10 protein-coding genes are annotated in these 15305 nt (G+C 53.0%); 2 read left to right on the top strand and 8 right to left on the bottom strand.

Going from position 1 to position 15305, the window contains the following annotated elements:
• Positions 1 to 50: 50 nt before the first annotated feature.
• The 3 genes from M1D70_RS27640 to M1D70_RS27650 all read right to left on the bottom strand — a co-directional run bounded on the left by M1D70_RS27640 (position 51) and on the right by M1D70_RS27650 (position 3129).
• Complete coding sequence (locus M1D70_RS27640) at positions 51 to 1337, bottom strand: ABC transporter substrate-binding protein (RefSeq protein ID WP_009594112.1); 1287 nt, start codon at positions 1335 to 1337, stop codon at positions 51 to 53.
• Positions 1338 to 1408: 71 nt separating this feature from the next.
• Entirely contained in the window at positions 1409 to 2248 is an 840-nt protein-coding gene (locus M1D70_RS27645) for a carbohydrate ABC transporter permease (RefSeq protein WP_009594105.1), read from the bottom strand.
• On the bottom strand, positions 2248 to 3129 hold the full coding sequence (locus M1D70_RS27650; protein ID WP_009594044.1) for a carbohydrate ABC transporter permease: 882 nt from the start codon (positions 3127 to 3129) through the stop codon (positions 2248 to 2250). The genes M1D70_RS27645 and M1D70_RS27650 overlap by 1 nt, the downstream gene beginning before the upstream one ends.
• A 124-nt stretch (positions 3130 to 3253) precedes the next feature.
• Here M1D70_RS27650 and M1D70_RS27655 point away from each other — a divergent pair, with 124 nt between their 5' ends.
• The gene (locus M1D70_RS27655; protein ID WP_456288478.1) at positions 3254 to 5098 is read left to right on the top strand and encodes a cache domain-containing sensor histidine kinase; all 1845 of its coding nucleotides are present in this window, start codon (positions 3254 to 3256) and stop codon (positions 5096 to 5098) included.
• Entirely contained in the window at positions 5076 to 6713 is a 1638-nt protein-coding gene (locus M1D70_RS27660; protein WP_456288479.1) for a response regulator transcription factor, read from the top strand. The genes M1D70_RS27655 and M1D70_RS27660 overlap by 23 nt, the downstream gene beginning before the upstream one ends.
• A 128-nt stretch (positions 6714 to 6841) precedes the next feature.
• On the opposite strand, the gene M1D70_RS27665 is transcribed toward M1D70_RS27660, so the two are convergent.
• The 5 genes from M1D70_RS27665 to M1D70_RS27685 all read right to left on the bottom strand — a co-directional run bounded on the left by M1D70_RS27665 (position 6842) and on the right by M1D70_RS27685 (position 15202).
• The gene (locus M1D70_RS27665) at positions 6842 to 8875 is read right to left on the bottom strand and encodes a beta-galactosidase (RefSeq protein WP_456288480.1); all 2034 of its coding nucleotides are present in this window, start codon (positions 8873 to 8875) and stop codon (positions 6842 to 6844) included.
• A gap of 78 nt (positions 8876 to 8953) precedes the next feature.
• Positions 8954 to 11353: a glycoside hydrolase family 95 protein gene (locus tag M1D70_RS27670; RefSeq protein ID WP_456290508.1), complete on the bottom strand. Its 2400-nt coding sequence runs from the start codon at positions 11351 to 11353 to the stop codon at positions 8954 to 8956.
• A gap of 172 nt (positions 11354 to 11525) precedes the next feature.
• Entirely contained in the window at positions 11526 to 13238 is a 1713-nt protein-coding gene (locus M1D70_RS27675) for an ABC transporter substrate-binding protein (RefSeq protein WP_009592819.1), read from the bottom strand.
• A 77-nt stretch (positions 13239 to 13315) separates the two neighbouring features.
• A complete protein-coding gene (locus M1D70_RS27680; RefSeq protein ID WP_009592812.1) occupies positions 13316 to 14224 on the bottom strand; it encodes a carbohydrate ABC transporter permease in 909 nt (302 codons plus the stop codon).
• A 15-nt stretch (positions 14225 to 14239) separates the two neighbouring features.
• Positions 14240 to 15202 (bottom strand): ABC transporter permease, encoded by a 963-nt coding sequence (locus M1D70_RS27685; RefSeq protein ID WP_009592813.1) that lies wholly within the window; start codon positions 15200 to 15202, stop codon positions 14240 to 14242.
• Positions 15203 to 15305: the final 103 nt, after the last annotated feature.

The following is a 15305-nucleotide window of genomic DNA, read 5'->3' on the forward strand; positions in this document are numbered from 1 at the left end:
GATCATACCTCTTATGAACGTCTGTTAACTTAAAATTTTTGCATGGCTCCTTACTTGCTCAAGCTATCCCATGATGTCTGCATATCTTCAAGCATCTTGTTCGTATCGGATTTGCCGGCGAAGAATGCCTGCATCGCGCCGGAGAATTCCTGTGCGGCGCCATCTGGGAACTTCGCGGATTGTCTTGGCAGCACTTTGCCTGCCTGCACGTACTCCCATACGGCCGAACCCAAGTCGCCCATATCCTCAGGCGTTGCTTCGATGGTCTTCAAGGCCGGGATGAATTTGAATTTTTTCACGATGTACTCTTTGCCGATATCGGATGTGACAAACCAGTTCAGGAAGATCTTCGCTTCTTCCTTCGAAGCGGAATCTTTGTTAATGACCAGGTTGGCAGGTACGCCGACGTTCAGCTTGTCATTTTGCTCCGCATTGTCGCCAAGCGGCATCGGCAGGTAGCCGAGATTCAGATCCGGATTGATGGCATCGATCTCGGTTTGAGCCCAGTTCCCGTTCTGCATCATGGCAGCTTTACCTGTAGCCAGCAGGGAAATGGCCGTATTGTAGTCGGTGGTCAGCGGGTTCTTGTTGCCGTGGTCCAACGTCAGCTGCATCAGCTTGGTCCACTCTTCGAACTTCCCATTGCCCACGAATTTTTGCGTGCCGTCGTTCAAGCCCTGGATAAACGCATTCGGGTCATCCTGCTGGGCGAATGCCGGGTTAATTCCCTGGTTGCCGATCAACCACCATTCCTGGTAAGCGTTCGCAAAAGGAGTTATGCCTGCGGCTTCCAGCTTCTTCGCGGCATCCGCCAGCTGGGTATACGTTTTAGGAAGCTCGGTAATGCCAGCCTGCTCAAACAAATCCTTATTGTAGATGTAACCCCATCCTTCAAGGTTCATCGGCATGCCGTATACTTTACCGTCTTTGGTCATCGGCTCTTTCGCCATGTCGACCAGATCGTTCACCCAAGGCTGATCGGACAGATCCTCAAGACGGTCGATCCACATCTCCATCTCGGCGTCGCCGCCATTGGAGAAAATATCTGGCGCATCGTTGGATGCGAATTTGGTTTTCAATGCAGCACCATAGTCAGCGCCGCCGCCTACCGTTTGAATATCCAGCTTGATGTTCGGGTATTCCTTCTCGAATTCGACTTTAAGCTCATTCAAGCCGTCCACGATCTCGGTTTTGAATTGAAAAATCTTGACCGTTTTGACTTCGCCGGAAGCTCCATCCGAGCTTCCGCCCTGGCCTTCTTCCGACTTGCCGCCGCAAGCTGCAAGCAGCAGCGAGAAAGCCAGCAGCATCACGAGTGATAATTTCATTTTGTTCATCTTTACTACCCCCTGATAATGATTATATATAAAGATGGAAAAACCGGTTATGGGCGAGGCGCCCGCTGCCCTTACCCCTTAACGGAGCCGGCAGCGACGCCCTCAACGATGTACTTCTGCAGTGACAGGAAGAAGATGATGATCGGCGTAATGCCCAGCACGAGCGCCGGCAGCGCCATATCCCACTGCTTCGAATACTGCCCGAAGAACGCAAAGGTCGCAAGCGGAATCGTCCGCAGTTCCGGACTTTGCAGAATCAAGGATGGCAGCAGGTAGTCGTTCCAGACCCACAGGCAGTTCAGGATGATGACCGTGACCATCATAGGTTTCAGCATCGGCAAAACGATGCGGCCAAATACCCTGAACGGAGAAGCGCCGTCGACCGTGGCGGCCTCTTCGATCTCCAGCGGAATGCCTTTCACGAAACCGTGGAACAGGAAGACCGACAGCGGTATGCCGAGTCCGAGATAACTGAGAATCAGACCCACGATGCTGTTGTTGACGCCGAGAAAGTTAATGACCTGCAGCAATGGAATCATAATGGATTGGAACGGAATGACCATGGCCGATACGAACAGCATGAACACGATTCGATTGAATCTCGTATTGGACCGGACCATCCGGTAAGCTGCCATCGCGCTCAGCAGGGCAATGATCAGATTGCTGATGACCGTAATGATGATGGAGTTCGTGAATGCTTCCGGGAAGCGGGTCATTTCCCAAGCCTTGCTGTAGTTGTCAAAGTGAAAGGCCGTTGGCCAGTTGGCCGCGTCGACCATAATATCGCCCAGCGATTTGACCGAGTTTACCAGCAGGAAGTAGAACGGTGCCAAGAAGATCAAGGCAACAATGACCATCACAATCTGCAATACGATCGTGGAGGCCGACATGGGAGGTTTCTTCGATCTCATTAAGCTTCAACCTCCTTCTGCTTCGTTAAACGGACTTGAATGAGCGTAATGACGGCAACGACCAGGAAGAAGATCAAGGACTTGGCCGTCCCGAGACCGTACCGGTTGTTCAGGAACGCCTCGTTGTACACGTTCATCGCCAGCGATTCCGTGGAGCGGTAAGGTCCGCCCTTGGTCAGCGACAGGTTCAGGTCGAACATTTTGAAGGACCAGGAAATCGCCAGGAACAAACATACGGTAACCGCCGGCATAATAAGCGGTACGATGATGCTCTTGAGCACTTGGAACCGGTTGGCCCCATCAATCTCGGCAGCTTCCATGACTTCCTTGGACACGTTCGTAATGGAGGCGATGTAGATGACCATCAGATAGCCTGACGACTGCCATACGAATACCATGATGATGCCCCAGAAGCCGGTTACTTCGTCTCCCAGCCACGGAAGATTAAAAAACGGAATTCCCGTCGCTTCGCCAACGGTTGCAAAGCCTTTTATGAAGATAAACTGCCAGATGAAGCCGAGCAGCAATCCGCCGATCACGTTCGGCATGAAGAATATCGTCCGCAGCCAGTTGCGCGCCCGAATATTTTTCGTTAAGAAGTAGGCCAGGAAGAATCCGACCAAATTCGTCAGAAGCACGCCGACGATCGTAAATTTGGTGGTGAACCAGAAGGATTGGGCGAATGCGCTGTCATTTGTGAAAATCTGTTTGAAATTGTCCAGCCCGACCCATTCGACGTTCCCGGAAACGCCATTCCAGTCGGTAAACGAGTAATACATCCCCATCACAAATGGGATAATGATCGTAATACCGAAAAACAGCAGCGCGGGTCCGATATAAACCAACTGCTGCGTCAAAGCAGCCGTTCTCTTGCTGTTCATGTTAATCCCCCTCCGCTTGTCCTATCGTTTCTCTATCCATTTCTCTATGATTTAATTATGCTAAGATGAAGACCTTGGGACTACCATAGGATGTGAACTAATTGGTATAGAAAATTGATCGGCGGTGAAAATATTGAACTGGAACTGGAACAGCATCCGCACCAAACTGATTACCTTCATGATCATGGCGACCATCATTCCGACCACCATTTCCATGATCATCAGTTATGTCATGACAACCAACTCGCTCAAGGAACGGGCCGTTGTTGAGAATATGAACCTTCTCTATCAGGGACGGTTGAATTTGGAGAGCTATTTGGAAGAGATGAACCGTAGCTCCCTTACGGTCTACTCGGATCCGGATTTTTTCCGCAGTCTCTATTACAGTCATGAGAACATCAACGCCAGCGGCAGGCAATCCGCCACGCTGCAATCCATTCAAAAAGCCATCAGCGGCTCAAGGCAGGTCTATCTTTACGTCGACGGCAAACGGGAAGCCACGTTATTCGCGCAGGATATCGCCAGAAAAACAAGCGAAGTCAACCTCTATCCCGAGATTCCCGATCTTCGTAACGATACGGTGTTCCTTCAGCCGCCGCATCCCCTTCATACGTACGGGTTTCAGTTAGCTTATCCCTATGAAGCCGATCAACAAGTATTCACGATGTACCGGGTCATTGAACGGGTCCCTTCAACCGAACGATTGGGCATTCTCGCCATCGATCTGGACATGGATTTCCTGAGCAGGATCAGCGGCCAGCTGTTCCAGCCTGATCATGAACAGCTGTACATTGCCAATGAAGACGGGTATATCATGTATTCCGGCAATGACGAAATGCTGGGACAACAAGTCCAGGGGGACTGGTACGCCAGCATCAAGCAATCCGGCAAGAAGGAAGGCCATTTCGAGTATAACAACAAAATCTATTTATATAACAATATCAAGACGTCGGTCAGCGACTGGACGATGATCAAGGAGATTCCTTCCTCCTATATTTTAAGCAGCGCGGACAAAGCTGCCTTCGTCAATATTTTGCTGATCGGCGTATCCCTTATTCTCATCATCGCCGCCACGATCTGGATTTCGGTCTATATCACGGCCCCGATCCGCGAATTGGTTGGCCTCATGAGCCAGGTCAAAAGCGGACGAATGACCGTGGATATCTCGTCCAACCGCAAAGACGAAATCGGAGCCCTCCATCGCAGGTTCGGCAGCATGATGGATACGATCAACAACCTCATCCTGCAGGAATACAAGCTGAAGCTGGCGAACCGGACTAACCAGCTCCGGGCGCTGCAGGCGCAGGTGAATCCGCATTTCATGAACAATGCACTGCAGACCATCGGCACCCTTGCGCTGGAGCATGGCATGAAGAGGATATACTCCCTGATCTCTGCTCTGGCCCGGATGATGAGATACAGCATGTACAATACCGACAAGCCGGTCACGCTGGCCACGGAGCTTGATCATATCAAGGATTACGTGGAACTTCAGAAGGAACGATTTGAGAATCAGTTCGACTTCCGTTACGATGTGGATGAGTCGACTCTGCAGGTGTTGATTCCGAAGATGCTGGTTCAGCCGCTGATCGAGAACTTTTTCAAGCATGGCATGAACCCCTTGGAGCAAGACAATTTCATTGCGCTCACAAGCCGGCGCCTATCGGCCTCGATCGTGCAGATCACGGTCGAAGATAACGGAAACGGGATGCTGGAGGAGCCGTTCCAAGCCCTTCAGGAGCACTTGCTTCGGATGGAAGAGTTGGATCTGGAACAGCTTCAGGTTCTGTCCGAGCTGGAGACGGAAGACAGCAGCGGAATCGGACTCATCAACATCATGACGAGGCTGAGGCTGTACTATCGTGGAAAATCCAAATTCAACATCGAAAACAACCAGCCGCACGGCTTTCGTGTAGTGCTGACTATAAATGTGGAAGGTGAAACGGATGAAGGCATTGATCGTGGATGACGAGTCTCGCGTGCGCAAAGCCATCCGCCTGCTGGTCCAGTGGGAAGCGCACGGGATTACCGATATAGAGGAAGCGGCCAACGGGCTAGAGGCGATGGAGCTGATCCCGGCGTTTCGGCCCCATCTTGTGCTGATGGACATGCTGATGCCCCTCAAAAACGGGGTGGATCTCATGGAATGGATTCACAAGCATTACCCGGACATCAAATTCATCGTCATCAGCGGGCATGACGATTTCGAATTCGTGCGCAACACCATCTGGTACAGCGGCACGGATTATATCCTGAAACCCATCGAGGAGGACGTCATCAACCAAGCGGTCGCCAAGGCGACCGCGGCCTGGAAGGCGGAGGAACAAGAACGCCTTGCGGCGCGGCAGCAGCATGTTCAGGTGAACGAGTACCGGCCGGTCTATTCGGAGAAGCTGTTATCCAGCCTTATTGATGACAGGAGCGCCCATTCCCAGGTGGTTAACCGCCTCAGGGATGAAGGCATCGTGCCGGCGCAGACCAACGCAATACGTCTGGCCGTCATGCAAATCGACAAGTCAGATCATGCGCTGTACAGCCGCTTCGGCCATCATCAGGATCTGCTGATGTTCGCCCTGTTGAATATTTGCAATGAATTTCTGCAAAAGGACCGGATCGGGATTGCTTTCCGTCCATTCGGATCGCCGCATCAACTGGTCCTCTTATTGTGGGAACAACTCGCCACGGTCCCTACGCTGCTTCAAGAGATCAATAGCGGGATGTTTCGGACGCTGTCGCGCCAGATGCATTTTGGCATAAGTCCGGAAGGTCGATATCCGGTAGACGTACCCGAGCTCTATGCCCAATGCTCGAATGCCCTGCGTTCGCGTGATTTAACGGTCCTGAACCATTTCATCCACGATGCCGAGCAGCAGCGCCGATCCGGGATGGATCATCATCGGGGCGTTCAGTTCAGCGGGTTCGAGGATACCTGGAAGCTCGCTGTACTTAGCGGTCAGCCTGCTCCCATTGCCGAGGCCGTCGATTCGTTCCTTGCCGCCATCCGAAAAAGCGGCGTTCTCACGCCGGAGCTTCTGGAGCGATGGGACCGCGAAATTGATCGGTTCGCCAATCACGTCATTCATGAAACCGCAAACCCGTCGTCTGAGGCTTTGTTGAAATTGTACAAAGAGGAAAGCGCCACCATCGAGCGGCCAAGCCCGGACAAATATGTATGCTCCCTGGCAGAATGGCAGCAGTATTGGGATCAATTAATGAGCCTGCTGGCCTCGGCGCTGCAGTCCCAGAAGCAGACGGGGCAGGACCTGATCCACGACATCACGGCGTTTATCGAGCAAAACTATCAGAATGACGTATCACTGTACGATATTGCAAACCGGTTTCACGTAAGCCGGGAGTACATCTCCCGCAAATTCAAGCAGAAGCACGGGATTAATATCCCCGAGCATCTGAACCGAATCCGCATCTCGAAGGCCAAAATCCTGCTGCAAAATCCGGGGCTGAAAATGGCCGCGATTTCCGAAATGGTCGGCTTTAAGAACGAGAAATATTTCAGTCTTGTTTTTAAGAAACAAGAGGGCATTTCGCCCAAGGAATTCCGAAAGCTGCACGAGAAGGAAGCCTAGAATGGGCAGCGGTCGATAAGCTTCAGATTAAAAATAAAGCAGAGAAGTTCGGGAGTCCCCGCCTTCTCTGCTTTTTGTTGAGAGCGCTTCAAGCTGTCCACTCTTCTTGGAAAGCCCTTATGTTACCTCTATCCTAACCGCTTCTCTAATATCAACACTCCTCGTGCCGGCACTTCGCAGGTATCCCGAAGCTCCTCCCCTGTCAGCAGGTCAACATAGGTTTCCCCATCCAAGGACACGGATTTGCGCTCGGGCATGTGATTAAGCACAAAGGTAAACTCCGCGTCCTCCTTCACCCGCTTTGTCACCTCAACGCCTTCGGGAGCGTTCAGGACAGGCTCAATGCCATGGTCGATGCATATCGTTTGCATCAAATCTCGCAGGAATCTAGGCTCCGGGCTTGTGGCCACATACCAGGCCTTCCCTTGTCCGAAAGCGTTCACGGTCAACGCTGGCATGCCTTGATAGTAATCCGAGCCGTATTCGGCAACGACCTCTGCTCCCTCGGCATGGATCACGTCGCACAGAATGCCGCAGTCGTAGGTGCCTTCCAGCTGGCCTTTCCGCCCCCGCATCACCATCTGATTCTGCTGGCCCGGAAGCAGCGCATCAATCTCCTCGGCCCAAATTCCCATGACCTTGCGCAGCTCGCCCGGGTAACCGCCCAGCGTCACCAGATCATTCTCGTTCACGATGCCGCTAAAGAAGGTCGTCACAAAGGTGCCTCCTTGCGATACAAAGGCCTCCACGCGTTCTGCAAATCCCAGTTTTGCCATATACATCACCGGCGCGATGACAACGTCATACTTCCGGAGGTCCTCTTCCACGCTGATCATATCGGTCTGAATATGCAGCTGGTGCAGGGCATCGTAATATTTATGGACCTCGTTCACGTAATTGAGGGCGACGGTCGGACCGCTCGACAGGTCAATGCCCCACCGGTTCTCCCAGTCGTAGATGATCGCGACTTTGGCATCGGAACGGGCATCCAGGATCCGGTCCCCCAGCTGCTGCAGCTCCTTGCCCAGCTCGGCGCACTCGCGGAATACGCGGGTATGTTCATGTCCGACATGCTCGATGACCGCGCCGTGATACTTCTCGCAGGCCCCGATCGAACGGCGCAGCTGGAAGAACATCACCGTATCCGCGCCGTGGGCAACCGCTTGGTAGCTCCACAATCGCATTACCCCAGGGCGCTTGGCCGAGTTATACGGCTGCCAGTTCTGAACGCTCGGCGTCTGCTCCATCAGCATAAAGGGCTGACCGCCCTTAAGCCCCCGCATCAGGGCATGCGCCATGGCGGTATAGCTGTACGGAGTATCCAGCGACGGATAGTTGTCCCAGGATACGACATCCATCTCCTTGGCCCATTTGAAATAGTCCAGCTCCGGATAAAAACCCATAAGATTCGTGGTCACCGGTATATCCGGCGTGATCCGCTTCAATTCATCCCGCTCCAGCTTGTAGCAGTCCAGCAGGCTGTCGGACTGGAAACGGCGGTAATCCAGGGATATGCCTTGGAAATTCGTCCGGTTGCCGGACCACTCCTCGCTTAAAGCGTTAGGAACGACGATGTCCTCCCAGTCATAGAAGGTGTGGCCCCAGAAGCGGGTATTCCATGCCTTGTTTACGGCATCCAGCGTGCCATATCGCTGCTCGAGCCAAGTCCGGAATGCCGCGGCGCAGTTGTCGCAGTAGCAGTACCCGCCATATTCGTTCGACACGTGCCAGATCAGGACGGCCGGATGATCCTTATAGCGTTCCGCCAGCTTGCCTGCCATGATTTTGGCGTATTTTCGGTAGGTGGGGCTGTTCGGACAGGAGTTATGGCGTCCGCCGAATTTGCGTTTGCGGCCCTCGTAGTCGACGCGCAGCACATCCGGGTATTTGCGCGCCATCCAGGCCGGATGAGCTCCCGTGCTCGTTGCCAAACAGATATACACCCCGTTCCGGTACAGCCGGTCAATCGTCTCGTCGAGCCAAGCAAAATCGTACGTATCCTCATTCGGCTGACTCAAAGCCCAGGAGAATACATTTATGGTGGCTACATCGATTCCCGCCAGCTTGAACATGCGGTCATCTTCCTTCCACGCTTCCGCATCCCACTGCTCGGGATTATAATCCCCGCCGTACCACATTTTCGGCAGCTTTTCGTTAATCATCAGCATTCAGCTCCTTTAGCCTTCATCATTTCGTATCCGGTTATCGTTCATCCAGCCCTGCTCGAGATTAGCCCTTATTCACAATGCCTCAATAGCAGCCAATGCAATCTGGTAGGTCATGCCGCTCACCGTCTCAAAAGAAAGCCGATCTCCCGTGGTCACAACGCTTCCGTCTTCCCTTCGAACGGCGAGAGGTTCGGAATATTGAATTCTGCAGTTCCGGCCATGCGTAGAGGTTATGCTTGCGGACGCAAGAATGCCGTCCTTCCATTCCATATCCACGATAAATCCTCCGCGGGCCTTCAATCCCCGCACGGAGCCTTCTGCCCACGCTTTCGGCAGCGCCGGCAGCAGCTGAATGGCATCCAAATGGCTCTGGAGCAGCATTTCCACAAGTCCGGCGCTGCCTCCAAAATTCGCATCGATCTGGAACGGAGGATGGTCCCCGAGCAGATTGGGATGCATGGAGCGGGAAATCAGGGTCCGGACATAATCATAAGCCTTCTCCGGCTGCTGCAGTCGGGCAAACAGGTTAATGAGCCAAACGCAGCTCCAGCCCGTATGCCCCCCTCCGTGATCGATGCGCGACATAAGCGTACGATAAGCGGCTTCCGCAAGCTGCGGCGTATCTTGGAGGGTAATATCAGAGCCGGGATACAATCCGTACAGATGGGATACGTGCCGATGTCCGGGCTCCGCTTCCGGATACGGCTTGCTCCATTCCATGAGCCTGCCCTCGTCATCGATGGCGTAAGGCAGCAGGCGCGCGACCGCCGCTTTCCATTCTTCCCGCAGTTCATCATCTTGCTCCAACAGCTGCGAAGCTTCGATGCAGTTATGGAATAAATCGCGAATGATGGCCATATCCATGGTCGAGCCTGCCGACACGCTGCAAGGCAGCCCTTCCGCGGTAAAAAACTGATTCTCCGGCGATGTCGACGGGCTGGTCACCAGATACCCTTCCCCGTCTTCAATCAGCCAATCCAGGCAAAACAAAGCGGCTCCACGCATCAGCGGATACGCTGTTTCCCGCAAGTATTCAATATCCGGTTGGAATTGGTAACGCTCCCATAGATGGCGGCACAGCCAAGCACCGCCCATTGGCCAGAAGGCCCACATGGCTCTGCCATCGCTCGGACTGGCCATTCGCCATAAATCCACGTTATGATGGGCGACCCATCCACGGGCGCCATAGTGAATCTTCGCGGTCCGGGCACCGCTTACGCTAAGCTCCCGGATCATTTGGATGAGCGGCTCGTGGCACTCGCTCAGACGCGTCGTTTCCGCCGGCCAATAATTCATCTCGGTATTGATATTCGTTGTGTAATCGCTGTTCCATGGCGGCTGGACATGGGGATTCCATATACCCTGCAGATGGGCGGGCTGTGTACCCGGCCGGGAGCTGGCAATGAGCAAATATCTTCCGAATTGAAACATCAGCGCTTCGAGCGCAGCATCCTCCCGTCCTTCCCGGTACGCTTCCATCCGTTCGTCGGTGGCTAAAGCTGCTATGGAGCGCTCATTCTCTGGACGGCCAAGCTGAAGCTCCACGCGTCTGAACAAGGCTTGATGGTCCTGGACATGCCGTGAGCGCAATTGTTCAAAACCATGCCGCATGGCGTCCTGAAGTCTCTCCCTGCATATGCCGGACGGATCGGTACCGCCAGAACCCGGAAAACGATCGAAGCCTTCAAAATTCGTAGCAGCCGCAATCAGCAGCGTAACCGAGCCTGCCGCGGAAATGCGCATGCCGCTGTCATCGACCGTCACCTGGCCGCTGTCCGTCAAGGCCAGCAGCCTCATTTCGTACCGAATGCCCAGCCCATCCTCATAAAGCACCGACCCGGGATGATCGCCCCTGTAATTATCAGCAATATGGGTCGGAGCATGCCCATGCAACACCAGCGTCCCGTCTTCCTCTGTGCGTGTACGATGCTGCAGCGGTGAACGTAACCCGATCTCCAATTGGACGGAGCTGCTCCCCGTGCTTTCATAACGGATAACCCCGACCTGGTCAACCGCACTGATGAACATATGCCTGCTGAAAATAGGATCGGAGCCGCTTACTTGAAAACGAGTGGAAGCAATCCCCGTATCCAGGTTCAGTTCGCGCCTGTATTCCGAGCATGAATCCCCTATTCCCGACTGTCGGATCAACAGATCTCCCAGCGGCAAAAAGGACTCCGTATTTCTGCCAACCATCCTGCCCTCGATCAACTGTTCCGCTTCAGCATACTTGCCGGACGCAATCAATTCCCTTGCCTTTGCCAGATACCGGAGAGCCTCGTAATTATTCGTGTCCCGGGGAAACCCGGACCAGAGCGTATCTTCGTTCCATTGAATGCATTCTTCCTGCACGCCTCCGAACACCATGGCACCAAGGCGGCCGTTTCCAAGCGGAAGCGCTTCTTCCCACTTGGCCGCAGGCTTCCGGTACCACAGGGTTGTGTTCTTATGCTCTGCTGAATACAGCGTAATCCCCCCTTATGTCCAATGATTTTATAAAGGTCTTCTCGAAGAGCACCTGAAATCCTTCATCTATGGTTATATTTCTTCTAACTAAATTGAGGTCCGCGATTATAACAGCAGCCTGCCTTGAATAGCGGCAAAAGGGACCGCATATTGCCGGCCCCTTCGATTCGCCTCTACTTTAATTATTCCAGAGTTCCACGCGTTCGCGTACCAATTGGGTGTATTCCTGCTCCATTTTCTCGGCGCCGGCATCATTCAGTTCTTTGATGAACTGGTCATACAGTGCATCGAATTTCGCCGGATCGGCAAGAATGACTTCCGGAATCCGCTTCCGGGTAATCTCTTCCACCTTTTTGTACGTGATATTGATATTGGAGTCGCTCGGTACCGGAATGTTGTAAGCAACGCCCCACGGCTTCACATCAAATTCCTCTTGTTTCGGCCACAGGTCTTTCCACATTTCCGCGCCGTACGCTTTCAGCGTTTCCTTCGCGGCCGGCGTATAATTCTCGATGATCGTCTCTGGGAAGTTCGTTGTGTAATAGTTATCCGTCGAATCCTTCACGCCGTCGCCGTAACGAGGGAACATCGCATTGTACAAGCCGATTCCTGTTTCTTTCGTGAAGTTGGCGTTATCATAGGTTTTACGCTCTTGGACGTCTTCAGGAATAACTCGCTTGCCGTCCACCACGTTGTAATGCTCGCCTTCAATACCCCAATTCATCAAAACTTGCCCTTCTTCGGAAGCCAGATAATCCAGGAACTTGATGATTCGAACCGGATCCTTGGCGGATGTCGTAATGCCTACGCCCCATCCGGCGACGTAACCCGTGTCTTGGAACGTTGCATCCTTCGTCGACTCATCCAGCTGGATCGGGAATCTCGCATAGGTGCGGTTTTCCTTGCCGGCAGTTCTCAGTGCGTTCGTTGCATTGCCGAAGCCCCACTCCTGATCAATGACGCCAAGGACGCGGCCGGAGGAAATTTTCGCTTCGTATTGGTCCGTTTTCTGCACGAACGTTTCTTTATCCAACAAGCCCTCGGCGTTCATATGATTCAGCCAGCGGAAGTATTCCTTCTCTTCCGGCCGCTTGTAATGAAGCTTCGCCTCGGTTGTTTCCGGGTCGATATAGTACTCGCCGTCATCCGATACGCCTGTCGCGATAAACGCCGGGTTCGTTACCGAGATCATGATTCTCCATCCGTCCGCATTCAACGTCAGCGGAATCGTCGGCTGGCCGTCAATGGTCGGGTGTTTCTCGGCATAGTCTTTCAGCGCTTTCTCATAATCCTTCACCGTTTTCAGCTCAGGGTATCCGAGTTCTTTCAGCACCTCATGCTGGATCTGGAACGTGCCGCCGGCATCGAGTGCCTGATGGTCCACCGCTGCAAGCGTCGGAAGGACATAGATGGCTTCGTCCTCGTTGCTCCATTTCAGGCGGCTCATGTAATCTCCGTACACCTTCTTGATGTTTGGCGCATGCTCTTCGATCAGATCCGTCAGATCGATAAACGCCCCGGAATCCACGAACAGATTGGCGTCCCCCTTGGCAAATACCAAGTCCGGGTATTCCCCGCTCGCCACCATCAGCGGAAGCTTCTGATTGGAGCCGTCCACCGCATATTCGGCCTGGATCGTAATGCCGGTCTTTTCGGTCAGCTTCTTCCCGACCGCATCCTGCATGTTGGCCCAGTTCGCATTGGAATCCGCGCTGTAATACGTCATGGTCATCGGCTCGAGCTTCTCTTCCTGCTGCGTATCGCTTCCGCCGCTGCCCTCATCGCCGCCGTTTGCGCTATTGTTGCTGTCGCCGTTGCCGCACGCCGCCAGAACGAATGTAGCCATCATCATGATCGCGAGCAAGAGCGACAATCTCTTCTTATGTTTCATTGCTATACCCCCTAAATCGATTTTTGATCATTTATCGTATAACAGGACGTTGGGCCTGCTGATACCGTTACATGCGCTTAGCTTTTTACCGCTCCAAGCGTCATACCTTTCACAAAATACCGCTGCAGGAACGGATACACGAGCAATATCGGAACCGTTACCACGATCGTGATTGCCATTTTGATCGACTCCGGCGACACCTGCTTCACGATCTCGGCCATATTCTGCCCGGTCATCATGCCGCTGGTTTGCCCCTGGGTGCTCTGCAGCACCTTCATCAGCTCGAATTGGAGCGTGGTGAGATGGGGTGCGTTACCGTTGTAAAGATACGTATCGAGCCAAGAGTTCCACTGCCCGACAGCCAGGAACAGGGCGATGGTAGCCAACACGGGCTTACAGAGCGGAAGAATGATTTTGTAATAGATCGTAAAATCGTTGGCCCCGTCAAGCTTTGCCGATTCCTGCAGCGAGTACGGCAGGCTGTCGATGAAAGACCGGATGACGAATACGTTAAACGCGCTCACCATGCCCGGAATGATGTAGACCAAAAACGAATTCATCATGTTCAGGTCGCGGATCAGGATGAACACCGGAATCATTCCGCCGGAGAAGTACATCGTCAGCGCAAGAAAGGTCGACATGAACTTTCTTCCCTGAAAATCTACCCTGCTGAGGACGTAGCCCAGCATCGTGCCGCTTAGCAAGCCCAGAAAGGTCCCTGCAAGCGTACGGAGAATCGTGTTTTTGGCCCCGGTGACCAAGCCGTCGTATTTAAAAATCTGCACGTAGTTATCCAGCGTGAACTCCCTCGGCCAGATGTAGATTCCCCCGCGCACCGTATCAACGGAATCGTTCAGCGATATCGCCAGAACGTTCAGGAACGGGTAGAGTGTGACAATCATGACCAGTGCCATGATGGTAAAATTCGCGATATCAAACACCCGATCGGAGAGCGAGGGCTTGAATGCTGCTTTGGTTCGTGCCATGCTGTTTCCCTCCCCTTACATAATCGATTGCTTCGTGAATTTTTTGAACACGCCGTTGGCAAGCAGCAGCAGGATGATGCTTACGACCGAGTTGAACATTCCGATGGCCGTACCGAATGAAAAACGTCCCATGCCAAGTCCATAATTCAGCGCATACAGGTCAAGCACCTCGGAATAATCCACGACCAGCGGATTACCCAGCAGGAACTGCTTCTCGAAACCGATGCTGATCAAATGACCGATGGACATGATCAGCAGGATAGCAATCGTAGGGGCGATGCTCGGCAGCGTAATGTGCCATATTTGGCGAATCCGGCTCGCGCCGTCAACCTTGGCTGCTTCGAACTGCTCCTGATCAATCCCTGTAATCGCTGCCAAATAAATGATCGCGCTCCAGCCCATTTCCTTCCATATATCGGAGCCCGTTACGATGTACCAGAACAGGTTCCCCTGAGCCATGAACTGTATCGGCTGATCAATGAGCCCCAGCCACATCAGCAGCTGATTGACTGCGCCTCCATCCGTGGACAGCATTTTGGTCACGATACCGGCAACTACGACCCAGGACACAAAATGCGGCAGATAAGATATCGTCTGTACGGTCCTCTTGAATACGCTTCCACGAAGCTCATTCAACAAGACTGCGAATAGGATCGGAATCGTGAATCCAACGATCAATCCCATGAAACTCATGGCGAGTGTATTTCGCAACACCAGATAAAACTTATCGTCCGCGAAAAGTGCTGCGAAATGGTCCAGGCCCACCCATTTTTGCTCGAATATCCCTTTGCCCGGCTTGTAATTTTGGAATGCCATCAGCCAGCCCCACACCGGCAAATAACTGAAGATGAATACAATGACGATGAATGGAAGCGACATTCCGTACAGTACTTTCTGCTCTTTGAAAGTGGTCCAAAAGCCTTTCTTTTTCTTTGCGGCAGGTTGGATGCTGCTTTCCGTTTTTGTTACCGCTTTCAAACCAACCCCTCCTCTCTTGTATATCCTGATGATAAACCAAGCTGGGGCGGGGAAGTACCCGAAGGATTGGCTTAAAAATCATATAAAAATTAGACATTATACG

The organism is Paenibacillus sp. AK002 (genome assembly GCF_053903045.1).

Bases quoted from the DNA above. Each gene is read 5' to 3' on its own strand.
- M1D70_RS27675 (WP_009592819.1), bottom strand. From the start codon at position 13,238: ATGAAACATAAGAAGAGATTGTCGCTCTTGCTCGCGATCATGATGATG.
- M1D70_RS27645 (WP_009594105.1), bottom strand. From the start codon at position 2,248: ATGAGATCGAAGAAACCTCCCATGTCGGCCTCCACGATCGTATTGCAG.
- M1D70_RS27680 (WP_009592812.1), bottom strand. From the start codon at position 14,224: ATGGCACGAACCAAAGCAGCATTCAAGCCCTCGCTCTCCGATCGGGTG.
- M1D70_RS27665 (WP_456288480.1), bottom strand. From the start codon at position 8,875: ATGATTAACGAAAAGCTGCCGAAAATGTGGTACGGCGGGGATTATAAT.
- M1D70_RS27640 (WP_009594112.1), bottom strand. From the start codon at position 1,337: ATGAACAAAATGAAATTATCACTCGTGATGCTGCTGGCTTTCTCGCTG.
- M1D70_RS27660 (WP_456288479.1), top strand. From the start codon at position 5,076: ATGAAGGCATTGATCGTGGATGACGAGTCTCGCGTGCGCAAAGCCATC.
- M1D70_RS27650 (WP_009594044.1), bottom strand. From the start codon at position 3,129: ATGAACAGCAAGAGAACGGCTGCTTTGACGCAGCAGTTGGTTTATATC.